Here is a 20,561-nt window from a genome sequence, read left to right on the forward strand (position 1 = left end):
GTGAACCAGCCCACCGTCCGCGTGAGATCGATGTCCGCGAAGACATCCTCGCGGCCGTGGCCCTCCAGCTCGATCACGACGCCTTCGATCCTGCTCCAGCTCCAGAGCGCGCGTGCCAGCGCGGCCAGCAGCAGGTCGTTGACCTGCGTGCGATAGGCCGCAGGCGCGGCATCGAGCAGCCGTTCAGTCAGCTCCGCCTCGAGGTTCAGCACGACCTCCTCGGCGTCGGCCTCGGCGTCGGTGCCACCATGATCGTCGTCACAGGGCAACTCGCTGCCGCGGGAGGACGCGAGCCAGAACGGCAGTTCGCCTGCGAGCCGATCGGAGGCCGCATGCGCGCGCAGTCGCTGCGCCCAGGAAGACGGCGCGGAGCTCGTGGGCGGCAGGCTGACGGCGGCCGCCTGCCCCGCCGCCTGTTCGTAAGCCGACGCGATGTCCTCGAGCAGGATCCGCCATGACACGCCATCGACGGCGAGATGATGGATGGCGACCAGCAGCCGCTGGCTGCCGTCGCGCATGTCGAATCCGACGGCGCGCAGCAGAGATCCCGATGCCAATGACAGGCTCGCCTGCGCCCCCGACGCGATCGCGCTGACGTCGGCCGGCTCGACTGCCGTGCGGAGCCAAAGCAGCTCGGGCGCAGCAGGCAGGTCGGCCGGCACCGCCTGCCATTCACCCGCGATCCGCCGATACGTCATGCGAAGCGCATCGTGATGCCTCACGACGGCAGCGAGCGCCTGCTGCAGCACGCTCCAGTCGATCCGGTCCCGCGGGGTCAGCAGCACCGCCTGGTTGAAGTGATCGCGGTTGGAGATTTCCTCGGCAAAGAAGCGCAATTGGATCGGCAGCAGCTCCGCAGCGCAGGCGTTCATTGCGTTGCGTGCTGCTGCCGGCGGCGTCATGGCCGGCGCGGAGGTGGTCGCAACCACGCCGGCCAGCGCCGCTATCGTCTGCTGCGCGAACATCTGCTTCGGCGTCAGCATGACGCCGCGCTTGCGCAGCCGTGCGATGATCTGCAGGCTGAGGATGGAGTCGCCGCCGAGCTCGAAGAAATTGTCATTGCGGCCGATCCGCTCGCGGCCCAGCACGTCCTGCCAGACGGCGGCGATGGCCTGCTCCACCGCGCCGACCGGGGCGACATACGACAGCACGGCGTCATCGTCCGGCTGCGGCAGCGCCGCGCGGTCGAGCTTGCCATTGGCGGTCAGCGGCAGCCGCTCGAGCACGACGATGCGCGACGGTACCATGTAGTCCGGCAGCATCGCCGAGAGTTGCTGCCGCAGCGCCTCCGGCTGCAACACGACGCCGGCCGCGGCGACGCAATAAGCCACGAGCTCCTGGCGTTCCTGCTCGGCGTCGACGGCGCGGGCCACGACGGCGGCATCGGCGACGCCGTTCAACGAGGAGACGACGCGGCTGATCTCGGCCGGTTCGACGCGGTAGCCGCGCAGCTTTACCTGATCATCGCGTCGGCCCAGGAACACGATCCGGCCCGCTCGATCACAGCGCACCAAATCGCCGGTCCGGTAGAGGCGTTCGCCTGCAGGTCCGAACGGATCGGGAATGAAGCGCTCGGCCGTCTGTCCAGGCGCACCGCGATAGCCGCGCGCCAGCCCGGCGCCGCCCACATAGAGTTCACCGGCGACCCCGGCCGGGACGATATTCAACGCATCGTCGAGAACGTAGGCGCCCAGGTTCGCAAGCGGCAATCCGACCGGCAGCACGCCTTTGGCTTCGGCGTCCGTCCACTCATGGGTCGTCACGCCGACCGTCGTCTCGGTCGGGCCGTAGTGATTGACGATCCGGCAGTGCGGCCGCAGCCGGCGGACCTCTTCGATCAAGCCGGGATCGCAGGCCTCGCCGCCAAGGATCAGCACGTCGCGCGGCAGAACGTCGGCCGAGCGCCGCGCCCGCAACAGGCCGCGCAGATGGCTCGGCACGATCTTGAGGACGCCGATCTCGCCGTCGCGCATCGCTTGCGCAAACGCATCCGCATCGAAGGCGGCATCGGCCGGCAGCAGATTCAAGGTCACGCCGCTCGCGAGCGCGCCGAACAGCACGGTATGGCCGAGATCGGCGGCGACCGTCGAGACCATCGCCATGCCGGCGCCGGCGCGCGGCTGCAGCCGGGACAACAGCGCCTGAACGTAGTTGGCGAGCGCGCCGTGCGACACGGCGACGCCCTTGGGCGCACCGGTCGAGCCCGACGTGTAGATGATGTAGGCGGTCTGCGCCGGATGCGGCCGCGGGGCATCGAACGCGCCGGAGGACGCATCGCCGCGCAGTTCACCGTCGAGCGTATGACACTCCAGCGCCCTCGCCGCAGCCAAGTGCTCGCCGGTTGCGACCAGCGTGCCGATGCCGCCGCCACGAAGGATGCGATCGACGCGCGCCACCGGCCATGCCGGATCGAGCGGCACTGCGGAGCCGCCCGCCTTGAGGACGCCGAGCAGCGCCGCGACGAAGGCCGGCGACCGCTCGATCCACAGCGCCACCGGCGCCTCGCGCGTGATGCCGGCCGCGACGAGCACACCCGCGATGTGGTCCGACCAGCGCACGAGCTCGGCTGCGCTGACGGTGTCCCGTCCCTGGCGCAGCGCGATCCGATCATCGCGGCGCGCGAGCGCAACACCGATCAGATCGAGGATGTCGGTCGCGGGGAAGCTCGTCGCCTCCGCCACGACGGTCTGCTCGACGCCGCGCGCGATCGCGAAGTCGCGCAGCGGCCGGTCGGTGGCGGCCGCGATCTGCCGCAGGAAATCGACGAGCTGGTTCCCGATCCGCTCGACCGTCGTCACGTCGAACAGATCGGTTGCGAAATTCAGGCTCGCATTCATGCCCGTCGGGCCGTCGACGATGTCGAGCGCGAGATCGAAATGCGAGCCGGCGAGATCGACGATGCGCGGCTGGGCGTGCAGGCCGTCGCCGAGCGCAAGTCCGGCAGGCGCGGCCATGTAGTTGAACTTGACCTGGAACAGCGGATTGTGGCCGCCGGAGCGAGTCGGCTTCAGCGCGTCGACGAGACGGTCGAACGGCAGATCCTGATGCGCCAGCCCGGAAATGACCTCCTCCTTCGCCCGCGCCAGCAGCTCGGCGAAGCTCATGCCGTCGGTCACGTCGGCGCGCAGCACCAGCGTATTGACGAAGCAGCCGATCAGCGACGCCAGCTCGGCCTGGCGGCGCCCGGCGACGGGCACACCGACGCGCAGGTCGGAGCGGCCGGAGTAGCGGAACAGCAGCAGCTGATAGGCGGCGAGCAGCAGCATGAACATGCTGACGCGATGCTCCCTGGCGAGCGCGCGGAGCCTCAGCACCAGATCTGGCGCGATCTCCACGTGGATGGTGTCGCCGCGATAGCTCTGTACGGGCGGCCGCGGCCGGTCGAACGGCAATGCAAGCGGCGTATCCGCATCACCGAGCCGCTCGCGCCAGTAGGAGAGCTGCTGCGCGGCCTCGGGGCCGGAGAGCCAATCCCGCTGCCATGCGGCGTAGTCGGCATATTGGATCGCGGACGGCGGCGGCAGCGCCCCTGCCCCGCGCCGGAGCCCGTCATAAAGCGCGGCGATCTCGGCCAGCAGCACGTCGAGCGAGAGCCCGTCGGCGACGATGTGATGCGCCGACAGCAGCAGTTCGTGGCGGTCGTCCGCGAGCTGCATCAGCACGGCGCGCAGCAGCGGGCCATTGACGAGATCGAACGGCCGCGCCAGCTCCTCGCGTGTTCGCGCCGCGACGCGCGACGCGCGCTCCGCCGCCGGGCTGCGCCGCAGATCCTCGACCGCGACGGGAATGTCCGGCGACGCATGGATGACCTGCACGACGCGGCCATCCGGGGCAGAGAAGGTGGTGCGCAGCGTCTCGTGGCGGGCGACGATTTCGGTCAGCGCCTGCACCAGCCGTGCTTGATCGAGCGGGCCGTCGAAATGAACCGTGCAAGCGATGGTGTAGGCCGTGCCGGCCGGATCCATGCTCCAGAGAAACCACAGCCGCTCCTGCGCGGGTGACAGCAGCTCGCGCAGCCCCGCTGGTGCGGGCTGCAGCGGCGGGAGCACTTTCGCGTCCGCGCCGGCCGCATCGATGAGCGCTGCGAGCGCGACGAGCGTCGGCGCATCGAAGAAGCCGCGCAGCGCGAGCTCGACCCCGAACTGCTCGCGCACCATCGCCGCGATCTGAGCGGCCGCGACCGAATTGCCGCCGAGCATGAAAAAGTCGTCGTTGCGGTCGACGGTCGCGCGCCGCAGCACATCCCGCCAGATCAGCGCAAGACGGCGTTCGGTCGCCGTCGCAAGCTCCGGTGACGGCGAGGGGTCCGTCGCCTCGCGTCGCCGTTCGAACACCATGAAGCTGTCGAGCGTGCCCTGCGCCCACCTGGCGCGGCAGGCGGACCGCTGCAGCTTGCCGCTGGTGGTCAGCGGCATGCCTTGCGGGTTCAGCAGCACGACCACCGCCGGATATTCCTGCGTCTGCCGCATGACCGAATCGCCGATCGCCTTGATCAGCACGTCGGCCGGCGTTCGCCGCAGTACCGCCCTGCCGAACTCGGCGGCGACGCCGATGCCTTCGACGCCATCGATCTCGACCGGGAAGGCCGCGACACGTCCCTTCCGCACCGAGGCCACCTCGGTCTCGACGGCCTGCTCCAGATCGAACGGATAGATGTTCTGGCCGCGGACGATCAGCAGATCCTTGAGCCTGCCGGTGACGACGAGATCGCCGTCGCGGACGAAGCCGAGATCGCCCGTCCGCAGCCAGCGCGCGCCATCGCGAAGGACGAATGTCTGCTGCGTCGCCTCGGGATTGTTCCAATAGCCCTGCGCGACGCTCGGACCTGCGACCCAGATTTCGCCGACCTCGTTCGTCCCGGCGTCGGCGGACGCATCGACCCTCATGATGCGCACGGCATGGCCGTCTGCCACGGCGCCGCACGCCATCAGGTCCGTGCCCTCGCCGGCCTCCGCAACGCGGCCACCCGCGAGCGCCGCGGGATCGAGCGTGTGACAAACCGCCCGGCTCGCGCGGTCGCCCGCCGTCACCAGCAAGGTCGCCTCGGCCAGGCCGTAGCACGGCGTCAGCGCGCGAGGATCGAGGCCCGCCGGCCGGAAGCGCGCGGCAAATCGATCCAGCGTCGCGCGGCGCACGAACTCCGAGCCGGAGAACGCGAACCGCCATCGGCTGAGGTCCAGGCGCGCGATCGCTTCGTCCGAGATCCGGTCCGCACAGAGCGCGAACGCGAAGTCCGGCCCGCCGCTGCAGGTGCCGCCGTGGCGATGGATGGCGTCGAGCCAGCGTCGCGGCTGCTCGAGGAAATTGCGCGGCGACATCAGCACCGCCGTGAAGCCCGTGAACAGCGGATTCAGCAATCCGCCCATCAATCCCATGTCGTGATAGAGCGGCAGCCAGCTGACGAAGACGTCGTCCCTGGTCCCGCCGAGCGCCGCTTCGATTGCGATCTCATTGGCGACCAGGTTCCGGTGAGTGACGCAGACTCCCTTCGGCTGCGACGTCGAACCCGACGTATATTGGAGGAAGGCGATCGCATCGCCGTGCAAGTCCGTCTCGCGCCAGGATGCGGCGGCATCGACCGGCACCTCGTCGACGGCAATAACATGAGCATCGGTCTCGCCGACCGAAGCGACGACGGCGTCGCGAAGCCGCGCCTGGGTGAGAATGAGTCGTGGCGCCGCATCGCGCAGGATGCCATCGAGGCGGCTGGCGTAGCGCTCCTTGCCGGTCTCCGGCGGATAGGCCGGCACGGCAATGACCCCGGCATAGAGGCACGCGTAGAATGCGACGGCATAGTCCGGACCGTTCGGCAGCAGAATCACGGCGCGCTCGCCGGCACGCGCGCGCTCCTGCAGATGCGCCGCAAGCGCGCGGATGCGCCGGTCCAACGCAGCGAATGTCAATTCGTCGACGACATCGTCGCCTTCGATGAAGCGCAGTGCCGGATGGCCGGCGCGCGAGGCGGCATGCTCGCGGAGTCGTTCGACGAGGGTCTGTGTCGGCATTTTCCAAAGGTCCGATGACAACGTGAGGATCGATGCCGCAGGCTCAATTGACGCGATGGGCTTGCGCCATCGCGACGATCACCCTGCGCGGCCCCTTGAATGGCTCGCGCGCGTGCGCCGTCAGCATGTTGTCGAGCATGACGACGTCGCCGGTCTGCCAGGGAAAGACGATCTTGTGCCGGTCGAGCACGGCTCTGACCGTGGCCAGCGTCTCGTCCTCGATCGGCGCGCCGTCGCCGTAGAACGCATTGCGCGGCAGCTCGAGCGGATCGCCGACGATGTCGAGAAGACTTTCCCGAACCTCGGGCGCGAGACTGGAGACGTGGAACAGATGCGCCTGATTGAACCACACCATGTCCCCGGTCACGGGATGCACCGCCGTCCCCTGGCAGACCTGCCGCGTCCGTAGCTCGTCGCCATCCTTCCATTCGCAGGCGATTGCATGGGAGGCGCAATAGGCCTCGACCTCGGCCTTCGACTCCGTGCCGAACACCTGTCGCCAGTCGACATCGAGTCCACTGCCGTAGTTGCGGACATACATGACGCCCCGCTCGGCGAAGCGGTTACGGATCGCGGCCGGCATGTCGCGATGGATCGACCGGCTGTCGGCGACCGGCGTCTCACCGCCCTGCTGTGCCGCCTGCTCGCAATAGAACCAGATCTTCATCGGCCAGTCGCGCGTATAGGCCTGCTCGTTGTGCAGCGGGATGCTCTGGTGCGGCGGATATTCGGTCGAGGTGTAGACGCCGGCGCTGACCTGCGATCGGGGCGTCGAGCCGAATTCATAGGACAGCAGCGGATGGCCGAAGCTCGCGGCGAAGCTCCTGAACGCCTCGGCGCCGTCGAGATGGAAGCCACGGAAGAGAATTCCGCCGCACGCATAGAGCTGGCGCTCGATCATGTCGCGGACCTCGCTGACGGCCTCCATCAGCGGCTGCTGCGTGCGGCTGGCCCGCAGAAGGAACGGTAGCGATTCTTGTTCTATTTTAGATTGTATTGCGAACATGACTTCTCCCCGTCTCCCGTCGATTTCAGCATCGAAGTTTCTTCACCGGCCGGCTTTTCCGGCTGGGTCGTGCTTTCGGCACGCCGCTCAAGGCCCCGCGCGAGCAACGGCGAGTCCCGGCCATGCCCGACGTGCCAGCAATGCGGCAACGAGCTTCAGCAGATCCGCCTGTCGGCTATGGATGAAGAAGTGGTCGCCCGGCAGCATGTCGCGACCGAACGCGCCGGAGGTCTCGGCCCGCCACGCCTCCAGTGCCTCGGCACGCGTCTCGTCGAGATCTCCGCCGAACACGTGCAGCGGACACGGCAAGGGCCGGCGCCGCCGATAGACGTAGTTTCCGCACATCAGGAAATCGGCTCGCAGGATCGGCAGCGTGCCGCGCATGATCTCCATGCTCTGCAACGCCTCCGGCGGCGTGCCGTTCAGCCTGAGAAGCTCCTCGCGCAATGCGTCGTCACCGAGCGGCTCGCGCCAGCGGCTGCCGTCGCGCACGGCCGGCGCCTCCGTTCCGGACACGAGCAGCATCTGCGGCTTTGGCGCGCCGAGCGCGAGCAGCCTGTGCGCCAGCTCGAAGGCGAGCAAGCCGCCGAGGCTGTGCCCGAACAGGACGTAAGGCTCCGCCAACGGCGTCCCGATCAGTTCGGACGCGAGCTGATCGGCCAATGCTGCCGCGTCCGTTTGCAGCGGCTCGTCCATCCGCGCGCCCCGTCCGGGCAGCTCCAGCGGCACGATTTCGATCCAGGACGGAAGAGCTCTCCTCCAGCGCGCATAGACCATGGCGCTGCCGCCGGCATAGGGCAAACAGATCAGCCGCATGGCAGCCAGCCTCCTTCGCTTCAGGATTCGGCAGAGGCCTGGGCGTTCTCCTGCATGAATTTCCGCAGCGAGAGCGGCCGCATGTCGGTCCACACCTGTTCGATATGGTCCAGACACTCCTTCTTGCTCCCGGTCACGCCGACGGCCGTCCACCCGTTCGGGATGTCCTTGAACGTCGGCCAGATCGAATATTGTTCTTCGTGATTCACGACGACGGTGAAGGTGACGTCCTTTCTGTCGAAGACCATCATGCCCGGCTACTCCTACTAACAAACGACGTTGATGAACTACGAGTAATGCAGTTGATAATGACAGTCAAAAGGATACCGCCGATCGAAGTTTTTAATCTCTCCAAGGTGACACGTAGGTGACGATTCAACATCAGGATGCATCGGCTCCAACGAGATGATTTGCTGACCCGATCGCGTTGTCACCGCGGAGATGATCACGCCTCAACGCGATCGATGAGCTACGCAAATTTTTATCAGATTGTAATTGAACGCCGTCCGCATCGCTCAGACTAACAAGGCCGCCGCACAATGGCCGTGCGGCGGCCTCATCATCGCCAACGCGTATCGACGTCCTAGAAATTGAACGTCGTGGAAACGAGATAGGTGCGCGGCGCCCCCAGGGTGATCACACCGCTATAGGCCGACGCCCAATACGCCTTGTCGAATACATTCTCGACGCTCGCCCGCAGCACGATCGGCTTGCCGTTCCAGGGCGAGGTGAAGGTGTAGCGGGCGCCCAGGTCGACGCGTGTCCAATCCGGCAGCGAGAGTTTGTTGGCCGCGTCGACATATTGTGCACCGGTGTAGACGACCCGCCCCGTGAGCGTCAGATCCCGCACAAACGGTGTATCCCACTCGGCGCCGAGATTCACGGTGAGCTCGGGCACGCCGATCGCCCGCTTGCCGTCCGTCAGGCCGCCCGAAGTCTTCTCCTGCACGCCGTGAATATACGCCACGCCCCCCAACAGCCGCAGCGTCGGCGTGACCTCACCGAATACGTTGAACTCGGCGCCCGTATTTCGCTGCCGGCCATTCAGCTCTTGAGTCAGCACTCCCCCTGAACTCGTGGTAATCACGCTCGGGCGTGAGATATCGAATGCGCTGACCGTGGTCGTGATTCGGCCGAAGTCGACCTTGATGCCGGTCTCGACCTGCTTGGTCTGCCCTGGCGGGAAGACCGTGCCGCTGTTGGCATAGCCGGCGGCAACGACGGTCGGGGTCTGCAGGCCCTCGATGTAATTGGCATACAGCGACACAAACTCGACGGGCTTGACCACGAGCGCATAGGCTGGCGTCCACACCGAGGTGTCCTCGAACGGGCGGCTCGATGCTGGAGTAACGAGATTCGTGACTTCCGTTCCCGCCGTTTGTCTGCGCACACCGACGGTCAGTTCAACCCGCTTGTTCAGCAGCGACATCGTGTCGGAGACGCCGATGCTCCAGAGATTTGCGCCGACGGTCTGATTGGCCTGGAGCGTCGGAAAGCTTGGCAACGCGATGTTGGTCGGCTCGCTGTAAAGGCTCCAGTTGGGCATCTTGCCGGAGACCACCTGCTGGGTATAGGTGCGGTCGGTGATGGAGTAGCCGACATTGACGGCATGGTTGATCGGGCCGGTATCGGCGGTCATGCGCAGGCCAGCCTCCCCGGCGTACGTCTTGTACGTCTCGCTTCCCGTTCCAGGAGTCCCGGACAACAGGCCAGCGTTGCTCGAGAGCACCGGCGACGGATAACGGTAGTTGATGTTGCTGTCGTGATAGCCGAATCCGGCATAGGCGGTGATACGATCGTTGAGATCGACCTCGCCTTTCACCGTCGAGAAGAAATCGGTCGGCGCATAATACGCCCACGGCACCTGGAAATTGGTGCCGGACGACGGTGGCGACGGAATGCTGGTGACAGCAGTACCCACGCCGAAGAATCGCAGCGGCGGATTCAGCTTGTCCGCCTGATAGCCGACATCGGCATCGATTCGGACATTCTCGCCATGATAGTCGACGGCGAGGTGGGCGTTGCCGAACTCGTCGGTCTGCCGGTTCCAGGGGGTATCGCCGTTCGAATACTTGCTGTTCAGCCGTACGCCCCACTCCTTGTGCTCGCCATAGCGGCGGCCGACGTCGATCTGCTCGCCGAATTGCGTCTTGGACGCATAGGTCGCCGTTAGCTGCGTGATGTCGGTGTCGAGCGCGTGCTTGGTGACGAGATTGACGCTACCGCCGACCGCGCCGCCGCTTGAGGCGCCAGTGCCGCCGACCGTCATGCCGTTGAGCAGAGCCGCCGGCCCCTTCAGCAATTCGACCCGTTCGATGAAATTGGCGCCCGTCGAATAATACGGCGCGATGCCGGCGAGGCCATTCAGGGCGTAGTCGCCGCTGTCGTAGTAGAAGCCGCGGATGAACAGGCTGTCGGCGCCGCCGCCGGCGGCTTGGATCGTGCGCACCGAGGGATCATTGATCAGCACGTCGCGGATCGTGCGCGCCTGCTGGTTCTGGATCAGCTGCGAGGTGAAGCTCGTCTGGTTGAAGGGCGTGTTCATGACGCCGCGGTTGCCGAGGAGTCCGAGGCCTCCGCCGCTCGCGACCTGGCCGCCGGCATAGGGCGACGGCGGCGCGCCGACCGTTCCCGTCGACGGCGTCACGTAGGCCACCGGGGCGGTCGGCGGCAGGTTGCGCGGAGCGACGCGGCGCTGCTGAGCGGTCCGCGTTGCGGTCGTCTGCGGTCTCGAGGCGGTCTGCCGGACTTTCGGCTTCGGCGCGTCGACGGTCACATCGGGGAGCTTGGTCTGCGCGAAGGCCGATTGAACGCCTCCGACATTCAGCGTGAGCGCCAATGAGCTCACAAGTCCCAACGACATCGTCAATCCAATGTCTTTATCCCAAATGCGACAGACCATCCTGACACCCCGATCATTCCAAGTTCCAACTCGGCTCGTCGGTGGTCCTAACACACAGGTATTTGAGGATGGCGCCGCGCGACGTAGAACTCGTCTAACGAGCGACAGCTTCGCCGAATCGATCGACTCAACAGATTGTCGCTACTACGAGATTCTTTTCCCTCCGCTTCTTTGAAGCCTTCAAAAGAAGCGCATGTCGCGGGGAAGAGCGATGCGATCGCGTCGGCTGATGCAACTCACGACACCGATCGCCTCGAACTCATCGAAACAATTTCGATCAATCGTACGATGACAACTAATCACATTGCCACTTTTGAATCAATCTTTGCTTTCAAATGCGCCACATCTCCGCCGCGCCACGCGCAGATCGGAGAAGGCATCGAGACATTTGTATCTGCTTGTTTCCAGGCCGGAGCGACGCCGCTCGCGTCGGCGCTCGCTGTGCGAGACCGATCACGCACCGCCGACGCAGCGTGCTGCCATCGCGATGACGCGTCGCGCGAGAGAAGACACGTAAGACAAGAGATGCGTGGGATCGTTGGCTGGCCGAGCGCGTCGTTGCCGTCGAGCCGAGCGCGTAGTCCAGCAGCGCGGATCGAGATCAATGATGCGGGCTATCTTCCGTCGACCGACGGCGGACGTCAGCGCTCAGAGCGGCCTATCCTGCGTCCCGGCCCGAGCGCCTTGCGCTTCGGCCTTCGCGCCGCGGCTCCGTCTCGTGCCGTAGGCGAGCGACAGCAGAATCGGAATCGGAATCGACAGTCCGAGCCAGCACAGCGCGTCCCAAAGCCCGTCGCCGAACAGTCCGAAGGCGAGCCCGGCTGCGGCAACCAGACCGATCAGCAGCGGCGCACGAAACACCTGCCAGGTCGAGAGTTGCGCGGCGCGGGCAGATGGCCTCGCCGATGCCGCGGAGGAGCTCATGGCGACACCACCGCAGGCGCTGCCGATGTCACGACGCCGGACACCTTCCTGCGGAAGCCCCGCCGCTTGGCGGCCCACAGATAGAGTCCGCTGCACAGCACGACGATCGTGATGAGATCGAGAACGGCCCAGATGATCTTCAGCGGCAACCCGCCGTAGTCACCGAAATGCAGCGGCCGCGATACCTGCAATGCGGTGAGATACCAGGCGAGCTCGGGCGCGACCATCTTGCTGCTGTCCTGGGCATCGACCAGGACCGGCTTGAACATGCGCGCAGTAAACGGCGTGCGGCCCTTGGTCCAGATCATCAGATGCTGCGGGCTGCCGAACCGCGTCGTCGTCGGCAAGGTGATGGACGTCACCAGCCGGTCCGGAAACGCGGTGCGGACGGCGCCAACGGCGGCCTCGATCGATTTTGCTTCCGCCAGCGGCTTGCCCTGATAGGGCGCGAGCAGTGCCGGCATGGTCTTCGCGCGCCAGAGGTCGAACAGCGGCACCGCCAGCGTGTTGATGGTGCCGGTCAAGCCGACCGCGAGCGCCCAGCTCACCGTGACGATACCGAGCAGATTGTGCAGGTCGAGCCATTTGAGCCGCGCCGAGCGATCCCGCACCGTGCCGAACTGCAGGCGACGCATGAACGGCCAGTATACGACGACGCCCGAGACGATGGACGCTGAGAACACCAGTCCCATCAGTCCGAGAAAGAGCTCACCCGGCAGGCCGGTGAACATGTCGCGGTGGATGCGCAGGATCACGTCCATGACGTCCTGATGCGGCGCTTCCTCGCCGAGAACGACGCCGGTGCGCGCATCCACGGTGAGCCGATGAAACTGCCCAGGCACCGGAATGGCGGTCGGCGACATCGCGACCACGATCAGCGGCTCCGCCTGCTTCAGGCTCACGAACAGCGCATGCTGCTCCGGCAACTGCTGCTTGGCCGCCGCGATCAGGCGGTCGAGCGGCAGCAGCGGCGTGTCGGCCGGCATCGCCGGCGCAGCGATCTCATCCTCGAAGAGATGATCGATCTCCTCATGGAAGATCAGCGGAAGCCCGGTCAGGCACAGCATCAGCAGAAAGATCATGCTGATCAGCGACGTCCACGTGTGAACCTGAACCCACAGCCGCATGCGCCCGAACCCACCCTTCGTCATCGACGTTGCACGTGATGAGCCGAACGTCCGGCAAGAGAAGGGCCGCAGCAAACTGAATCGATCTAAAGCCGTTGGAATTTCTTTAAGGTAGCGCGCCTGTCCGCCGCAACCAGCGGAGCTGCAACGTGAATTTCGATCGCACCTCGCACCGTCGGTGCTCACGGACGGCGCGTGTCGCCGCCGTGAGGGCGCGCGCCGAAGTCGCCCTTGCGCGATGCTCCGGATACATATGGAATGGCTTCCGCGTGGCCGCGCGGAATACGACCGGCTCTGGCTGCATCCGACGATGCGCCAGAGCCGGGCCGCAAACGCCGTCTCAGAATGGATAGTGCCGTTCGCCGGTCTGCACCGTGATCCAGCGCAGCTCGGTGAACTCGTCGATCGCGGCCTTGCCGCCGAAGCGGCCATAGCCCGAGGCCTTGACGCCGCCGAAAGGCATCTGCGGCTCATCATGCACCGTCGGCGCGTTGACGTGGCAGATGCCGGACTCGATTCGCTTGGCGACAGCGAGCGCGCGGGCGATGTCGCGGCCGAACACCGCCGACGACAGGCCATATTCGGTGTCGTTGGCGACGCGCACGGCCTCGTCGACGCCGCTGACGCGCACGATGGTGACGACGGGACCGAAGCTCTCCTCGCCATAGATGCGCATCGCCGGCGTGACGTGATCGACGATGGTCGCGGGCATGATCGTGCCGCTGCCGCGGCCGCCGGCGGCCAACACGGCACCCTTGGCCACCGCGTCCTCGATCAGGCCGCCGACACGGTCGCAGGCGGCGGCGCTGACCAGCGAGCCCAGCACCACATCGCCCTTGCGCGGATCTCCGTAAGGCAGGCTGTTGGCCTTGGCCGCGAACTTTGCGACGAATTCATCCGCCACCTTGTCGTCGACCACGATGCGCTCGGTCGACATGCAGATCTGGCCCTGGTTCATGAAGGCGCCGAATGCGGCGGCATTCACCGCGGCGTCGAGATCGGCATCGTCGAGAATGACCAGCGGCGCCTTGCCGCCGAGCTCGAGCAGCGCGCGCTTCAATTGCCTGGCACAGGCCATGGCGATGAGACGGCCGACGCGGGTCGAGCCGGTGAAGTTGACGCGCCGGATCGCGGGATGGGCGATCAGCGCCTCGACCACGGCCTGCGCATCCTCGGGCGCGTTGGTCACGACGTTGACGACGCCGTCACCGAGACCGCCTTCGGCCAGGCACGCGCCGATCAGCCGGTGCACGCCCGGGCTCATCTCCGAGGCCTTCAGCACCACGGTGTTGCCGCAGGCGAGCGGCATCGCCACCGAGCGGACACCGAGGATGACCGGCGCGTTCCACGGCGCGATGCCGAGCACGACGCCGACCGGCTGGCGATGCGCCAGCGCAATGTTGTCGGGCACGTCGGTCGGGATCACCTCGCCCGCGATCTGCGTCGTCATCGCCGCGGCCTCGCGCAGCATGCCCTCGGCGAGATGCACGTTGAAGCCGGCCCAGCCCGCGGTGGCGCCGGTCTCGGCCATCATCAGCGCGATGAACTCCGGGGCGTTGCGCGCCAGCGCATCCGCAGCCGCATTGAGCCGCTTGCGGCGCTCGCCCGGACCGAGCCGGGACCACGCCGGAAACGCCGCCGCGGCGGCATCGGCGGCGCGCAGCGCGTCATCGATCGACGCCGCCGCAACGATGGTTGCGATCTCGCCGCTGATCGGATTGAGCCGCTGGAAGGTGCGCTGATTGGTGGCGGACTGGTCCTTGCCGCCAATCAGGAGATTGATCGCGTTCATGGGGCGCTCCTAGGTCGATGGGGTTGTTGCGGTTGCGGAAGCCGGCGCGCGCGACTGGCCGAGATAGGCGCGCTGGATGTCGGGATTGTTCTTCATCTCGGGCGCCGGCCCCTCGCCGGCATTGCGTCCCTGCTCGATCAGGTAGACGCGGTCGGCGATGTCGAGGCTGGCGCGGGCGTTCTGCTCGACCATCAGGATGCCGACGCCGTCGCCGCGTATCGTTCTCAGCGCCCGGAACACCTCGCGGCTCAAGAGCGGCGACAGGCCGAGCGACGGCTCGTCGAGCAGCAGCAGGTCGGGCCGCGACATCAGCGCGCGGCCGATCGCGACCATCTGCTGCTCGCCGCCGCTCATGGTGCGCACCGCCTGCCCCATGCGCTCGGTGAGACGCGGAAACAGCGCGAGCACGTGCGCCAGCCGCGCGGCCTCGCCGTCGCGGGCGCGCGAAGGATAGGCGCCGAGCTGGAGGTTCTCGGCGACGGTGAGATCGCCGAACACGCCGCGGCCTTCCGGCACCAGCGCGATGCCGCGCTCGACGATCAGATGCGGCGCGAGCGAGCCGATGTCCGTCCCGCCGAGCCGGATCACGGCTCCGGGCGACGGCTGGATCAGTCCCGCGATCGCCTTCAGCAACGTCGACTTTCCGGCGCCATTGGCGCCGAGGATGGCGACGATCTCGCCGCGCGCGACCTCGAGCGCGACATCGGTGAGCGCCTGGTGCTTGCCATAGGCGTGCGACAGCCGCTTGATCTCAAGCATCGGGCTCTCCGAGATAGGCTGTGATCACCGCGGGATCGGCGAGCACCTCGTCCGGCGTGCCGCGCGCGATCACGACGCCCGCGCTCATGACCACGCAGCGGTCGCACAGCGCGCGGATCGCATCCATCACATGCTCGACCATCACGATGGTGATGCCGCGGTCGCGCAGCGAGGCGATCAGCCTGATGCCGGTCTCCAGCTCGGTCGGATTGAGCCCAGCCAGCCATTCGTCGAGCAGCACAAGACGCGGATGCAGCGCCAGCGCGCGGGCGAGCTCCAGCCGCTTCTGGTCGATGTAAGTGAGATCGCCCGCCGGCATCTCCGCCATGCCATCGAGGCCGACCAGGGCGAGCAGCTCATGGATCGATTCTGCGGCCGCACCGGTCTGGCGCATGCGGAACAACGCCGCCGCCGCGACATTCTCGGCGACCGTCAGGTCCGGCATCACCCGCACCAACTGGAAGGTGCGGGCAAGCCCGAGCCGGGCGATCCGGTGCGCCGCGAGGCCGCTGATGACGGTGCCGCCGAAGCGGATCGTGCCGGCCGAGGGCACGAGCGCGCCCGAGAGCATGTTGAGCAGCGTCGTCTTGCCCGAGCCGTTGGGGCCGATGACGCCGAGGATCTCGCCGGCGCGGACGTCCAGGCTGACCTGGTCGACGGCGCGCAGGCCGCCGAAGGATTTGCCGACAGTCTCGGCCGTGAGCAGCGTTCCGCCCTGCTCCGGTTTGGCGCCGACCACCTTGGGCTCGCGCCGCCAGACCCGATCGACCAACCCGATCACGCCCCTCGGCAGCACCATCACGATGCCGATGAAGATGAGGCCGAGCACGATGCTGAAATGGTTGGGCAGCGCGGCTGTCAGCACCTCGAACAGCAGCACAAGCGGGATGACGCCGAGCACCGGGCCGATCAGCGAGCCGGCACCGCCGAGCAGCGCCATGATCACGACCTGGAACGAGATCATCGGGTTGAACGCGATCGCCGGATCGATATAGGTCCAGCGCGGCGCCATGATCGCGCCGGTCACCGACATGAACACCGCGCTGAGGATGAAGACCCCGAGCTTCACCGCGGTCGCATCGATGCCGGAATGGCGCGCGGCGGTCTCGTCGGCGCCGATCGCGCGCAGCGCGAGGCCATAGCGCGAGCGCGTCAGCAGAAAGCCGGCGAGGAAGACCAGCGCCGTCAGCGCGCAGAGCTGCCAGTATAGCATCTCCTGGGTGATGTCGCTGAACAGATAGCGGCCGACCGATTTGTGGATGTTGACCTCGTACCAGATCACGAGCTGGCGGATCAGCTCGGCCAGGCCGAACGAGAAGATGATGAAGTAGATGCCGGACAGCCGCAGCGTCGACAGGCCGGTGATGGCCGCGACGACAGCGCCGACACCCGCAGCGGTCATCAGTTGCAGCGGCCAGCTCAGCGTCTCGCCCGTCACCGCCGCCGTATAGGCGCCGATGCCGAAGAACGCCGCGGTCGCCAGCGAGACGTAGCGGGTCGGCCCGGAGAACATGGCCCAGGCGGTTGCCAGCACGGTGAAATAGAGAATGCTGATGCCGAGCGCGAGATAGTAGCCGTTGGCATAGAGCGGCAGCGTGACCGCCGCGGCAACGCCGACGAGCCCGATGCACCAGGCGAGAATCTTGCCGGGGCTGATCACGACGCCGCCTTTCCGAACAGTCCGGTCGGCCGGATCAGCAGCACGCCGAGAAACATCGCAAACGTCGCGGCCAAGGTCAGCCCGGGATCGACCAGCCGCGCCACCGCGGTCTCGACGACACCGAGCAGCAGCCCTGCGGCGAGCGCGCCCATGACGTTGCCGACGCCCCCCATGATCACGACCACCAGCGCCTTCATCGTGAATACGACGCCCATCGAGGCGTTGAAGGTGAGGAACATGCTGACCAGCACGCCGCCGGCCGCGACCAGGCCACCGCCGAACGCAAACGCCAGTCCTGCGAGCCAAGCGACATCGATGCCGACCAGCCGCGCGGCATTGGCATCGACCGCGACGGCGCGCACGGCCGTGCCGATCCTTGTCCGCGTCAGCGCGAGATAGACGCCGGTGCCGATCAGTGCGGCGAAACCAAGCGCGACCAGCCGGTTCACCGCGAGCGTCGAGCCGAGCACTGTGACGGGAATGGAGAGATAGCTATAGCTGTAGTACTGCCCGCCGAAAGCGACCAGCATGATGCCCTGGATCACGAACAGCACGCCGAAGGTGACGAGGATGCTGTCGACCTCCTGGGCGCCGGCGTCCTTGCCGCGGCGGATCAGGCGCTGCAGCAACAGCCTGTAGAGCAGCCAGTTCAGCAGTCCCGCGGCGGGCATCGCGAGCAGCAGCGCCAGCAGCGGACTCAGTTGCAGCCCGGAATAGAGCGACAGCGTGCCGAACGCGGCCGCGACCAGCGACTCGCCATAGGACAGGTTCATGATGCGCGCCACGCCATATTGCAGCGTCAGGCCGAGCGCGATCAGGGCATACATGCCCCCCAGCACCAGACCGGGCAGCAGGATGTCGAACAGCAACATGGGATGGTGCCTCTTGCGCGAGGCCCGCGGACGCGCGCGCCTTGACGCGCGTCCGCAAGCTCACGACCTCGTTCCGGCTATTTCCACTCGGGCTTCGGCACGACCGCGGCGCGTGCGCCGGGCAGCGAGGCCGGCGCCACGGCGTAGAACTCGCCGTTCTGCCACTGGCCGACGCTCCAGACCTCCTGCAGCAGGCCGTCCTTCAGCTTCACCTTGCCGATGATGGTGTCGAAAGAGCCCTCGCGGATCTCCTTGGCGACCGCGGCACGGTCGACCTTGCCAACCTTCTCGATCGCCTGCTGCAGCACCTGCAGACTGGCATAGGTGATCGGGCTCGCCCAGCGATCCGGCTCCTGCCCGGTCGCCGCCTTGTGGCGGGCGAGATAGTCCTTGAGCGCGGGCGAGTCGGCGTTCCAGCCGCCGATGCCCATCACGCCGTCGCTGCCCGCGCCGAACTTGCCCTTGAACAGCGGGAACGCCGTGCCGACGCCGACATAGAAGACCTTCGGATTGTACTTGAGCAGTTGCGCCTGCTCGGTCAGCCCGATCGTATCCGGCGGATAGCTGAAGGCGACGAAGGCATCGGCTTTGCTCGCGATCGCATCCTTGAGCAGCGGCTGCAGGTCCTGCGAGCCCATCGGATAGGTCTTGTCGTAGGCGACGGTCAGTCCGGCCTTCTTGAAGGCCTCGCGCCCGGCGGCGGCCAGCTCGATGCCGAACTGGTCGGCCACGCTGACCATCGCGACGGTGCCGCCGATCTTGCCCTCGCTCTTCAGCTTGCCGAGCAGTTCGGCGAGCCCATTGGAGATCTGCGCCGACGTGCCGAGCCAGAAGGTGGCATTGGCCCAGCGCTTGGCGAGTTCTGGCGCCTTGTCGGTCACCGACGTCACCGCGAGATGCGGATAGCCGAGCCGGTTCAAGGTCGGACCGACCGCAAGGTTGAGACCGGTGCCCCAGGGCGGCAGGATGAAGTCGACCTTGTCCTGGTTGGCGAGGCGCTCGATCGCCTTCACCGCCTCTTCCGACGAGCTGCGGTCGTCATATTCGACGATCTCGATCGGCAGCCGCTTGTCGCCGAGCTTGATGCCACCGGCCGCGTTCACGTCCTTCACCCAGAGCTGATAGTTGGGCAGCGTCGTGATGCCGGCGCCGCCGGCATAGGGGCCGGTCTTCGAGATCGCATAACCGATGCGGATCTTGTCCTGCTGGGCCTGGGCGGCCGATACGGCAAAGCCGGCTGCGATCGCCGCCCCCGCGATCCGCAACACCTGACGACGGTTGGTCGAAGTCATCTCTCTGTCCTCCTCCCATGTTCACGCGCGCGGACCGCGCGGGTGAATCGGTGACGTTCCTCTGCCCCGGCGTCGTCCGCGGTTTTTTGTTTGCGGTCGTCGGGACTTGACGAGGGAAACACCGCAGGCTTGGGTGGCGCAATGGACAGTTCCGGTAAAAGAGTGCACTTTTCTGGGGTGACGACCGCGCGTAATGCCGCGCCTCGGACGCTGCCGCCGGCGGCCCGTGGCACCCCGGCAGCGCTCGGGGCCGAAGCCATTCCCTCGCATTTCGAGGCACGGCGCTGGGCCCTGCGCTCGGATGCCGCGCGGCCGTTCGTCCACCTGCTCTGCCTGACCGCCGGAACGGCCTCGGTGCGCTTCGCCGAAGACGAAATCCAGATCTGGGCCGGTGCGGCGCTGGTCTGGGTACCGGCGGGAGGGGCCGAGCATCTCGACGTCGCGGCAGGTTCCGCCGGGCATCTCCTGCGGCTGCGCTCCGGGCTCTGGCACCGCCACCTGCCCTCCTCGGCCGAGCCCGCCTATCTCGACCTCGCAGGCACCGAGGCCGTCCTGGCCTTCTCCGTCACGGCTGAGTTCGCCGCGGTCATAGCGCGCTCGATGGCGGCGATTGCAGCCGAGATCGAAAATCCCTCACGGCGCGGCGCGGCCTCGATCATGTCATCGGAGCTGACCCTGTGCGTGCTGCGCTTCTGGCGGCTGTTTGCCGACGAGAGCGCCGGCGAGGCGCAAGGCTCCAGCGCCGAGATCCTGAGCCGCTTTCGCCGGCTCGTCGAGGAACGCTTTCATCAGCAGTTGCGGGTCGCCGACTATGCTGCGTTGCTCGGCGTCACGCCGGATCGCCTGCACGCGCTGTGCACCCGGGTGCTGCAGCGGTCACCGAGCGCGCTGATTCAGCAGCGCGTCATTCAGGAGGCGGCGACCCGGCTCGAAACCACCACCGCGACGATCAAGCAGATCGCCTTCGCGCTCGGCTTCAAGGACAGCGCCTATTTCAACCGTTTCTTCGTCAGGCACACCGGTCAATCACCGGGCGCCTGGCGCAAGGGTGTTTCGTCGCAGCGGACCAAAGGCCAGTCACGGACCATGCTCAACTTCGCCGACTGGCCGTGACGGCGCGGCGCAGCCAAGCGCCTCGGTCGTCCTCTTTGACAGTCCAGGACGACGTGTCAGCGTCGGACCAGCAAATCCCGAGTTCGCACGGGCGGCGCAACCCTGGATGCTCAATGCGCCGGGAAACTGATTTCCGCTGCGCGATCAAGCTGATTTGGCCTGTCCAGTCCCCGCGCCGAAAATATTCCTCTTTCGTTTTTTCGGAAATCATGGTTCTATTCCCACATCCCGTCTCGAGATGAGGGGCGTATCGCGGTCGTCACGAGACGCGAGGCGGGGAGCGGTGGGCGTGG

13 protein-coding genes (1 of these 13 cut by a window edge) are annotated in these 20,561 nt (G+C 66.8%); 1 reads left to right on the top strand and 12 read right to left on the bottom strand.

All coding sequences use genetic code 11. From position 1 onward, the window contains the following. From ACQR0W_RS23900 to ACQR0W_RS23955, 12 genes are all read right to left on the bottom strand, one after another. Positions 1-6,005: the 5' portion of a non-ribosomal peptide synthetase gene (locus ACQR0W_RS23900; RefSeq protein ID WP_316170925.1), read on the bottom strand. It extends 3,721 nt beyond the left edge of the window; 6,005 of the gene's 9,726 nt are visible here — the first part of the coding sequence; it begins with the start codon at positions 6,003-6,005; its stop codon lies beyond the left edge, outside the window. 43 nt (positions 6,006-6,048) lie between these two features. Beyond that, the gene (locus tag ACQR0W_RS23905; RefSeq protein WP_315827776.1) at positions 6,049-6,933 is read right to left on the bottom strand and encodes a TauD/TfdA family dioxygenase; all 885 of its coding nucleotides are present in this window, start codon (positions 6,931-6,933) and stop codon (positions 6,049-6,051) included. 165 nt (positions 6,934-7,098) lie between these two features. After that, positions 7,099-7,827: a thioesterase II family protein gene (locus ACQR0W_RS23910; RefSeq protein ID WP_315752515.1), complete on the bottom strand. Its 729-nt coding sequence runs from the start codon at positions 7,825-7,827 to the stop codon at positions 7,099-7,101. Positions 7,828-7,847: 20 nt separating this feature from the next. Continuing rightward, positions 7,848-8,078 carry an MbtH family protein gene (locus tag ACQR0W_RS23915; RefSeq protein ID WP_316170926.1) on the bottom strand — a complete coding sequence of 77 codons (231 nt, stop codon included), beginning with the start codon at positions 8,076-8,078 and terminating at the stop codon, positions 7,848-7,850. Positions 8,079-8,410: 332 nt separating this feature from the next. Continuing rightward, a complete protein-coding gene (locus ACQR0W_RS23920; protein WP_316170927.1) occupies positions 8,411-10,690 on the bottom strand; it encodes a TonB-dependent receptor in 2,280 nt (759 codons plus the stop codon). A gap of 687 nt (positions 10,691-11,377) precedes the next feature. Then, positions 11,378-11,653, bottom strand: a complete 276-nt coding sequence (locus ACQR0W_RS23925; RefSeq protein ID WP_316170928.1) for a hypothetical protein — start codon at positions 11,651-11,653, stop codon at positions 11,378-11,380. Then, entirely contained in the window at positions 11,650-12,780 is a 1,131-nt protein-coding gene (locus ACQR0W_RS23930; protein WP_316170951.1) for a PepSY-associated TM helix domain-containing protein, read from the bottom strand. The genes ACQR0W_RS23925 and ACQR0W_RS23930 overlap by 4 nt, the downstream gene beginning before the upstream one ends. A 340-nt stretch (positions 12,781-13,120) precedes the next feature. Beyond that, positions 13,121-14,572 carry an aldehyde dehydrogenase gene (locus tag ACQR0W_RS23935; RefSeq protein WP_316164874.1) on the bottom strand — a complete coding sequence of 484 codons (1,452 nt, stop codon included), beginning with the start codon at positions 14,570-14,572 and terminating at the stop codon, positions 13,121-13,123. A 9-nt stretch (positions 14,573-14,581) separates the two neighbouring features. Beyond that, positions 14,582-15,331 (bottom strand): ABC transporter ATP-binding protein, encoded by a 750-nt coding sequence (locus ACQR0W_RS23940; RefSeq protein ID WP_315717418.1) that lies wholly within the window; start codon positions 15,329-15,331, stop codon positions 14,582-14,584. Beyond that, complete coding sequence (locus ACQR0W_RS23945) at positions 15,324-16,991, bottom strand: branched-chain amino acid ABC transporter ATP-binding protein/permease (RefSeq protein WP_315827770.1); 1,668 nt, start codon at positions 16,989-16,991, stop codon at positions 15,324-15,326. The genes ACQR0W_RS23940 and ACQR0W_RS23945 overlap by 8 nt, the downstream gene beginning before the upstream one ends. Then, positions 16,988-17,863, bottom strand: coding sequence for a branched-chain amino acid ABC transporter permease (locus tag ACQR0W_RS23950; protein ID WP_315827769.1), 876 nt, complete (start codon positions 17,861-17,863; stop codon positions 16,988-16,990). Before ACQR0W_RS23950 ends, ACQR0W_RS23945 begins: the two co-directional genes overlap by 4 nt. Before the next feature lie 77 nt (positions 17,864-17,940). After that, on the bottom strand, positions 17,941-19,155 hold the full coding sequence (locus tag ACQR0W_RS23955) for an amino acid ABC transporter substrate-binding protein (protein ID WP_315752510.1): 1,215 nt from the start codon (positions 19,153-19,155) through the stop codon (positions 17,941-17,943). 177 nt (positions 19,156-19,332) lie between these two features. Here ACQR0W_RS23955 and ACQR0W_RS23960 point away from each other — a divergent pair, with 177 nt between their 5' ends. Further along, positions 19,333-20,268 (top strand): helix-turn-helix domain-containing protein, encoded by a 936-nt coding sequence (locus ACQR0W_RS23960; RefSeq protein ID WP_316170929.1) that lies wholly within the window; start codon positions 19,333-19,335, stop codon positions 20,266-20,268. Positions 20,269-20,561: the final 293 nt, after the last annotated feature.

The organism is Bradyrhizobium sp. HKCCYLRH1034, from assembly GCF_051168375.1.
Lineage (GTDB): Bacteria > Pseudomonadota > Alphaproteobacteria > Rhizobiales > Xanthobacteraceae > Bradyrhizobium.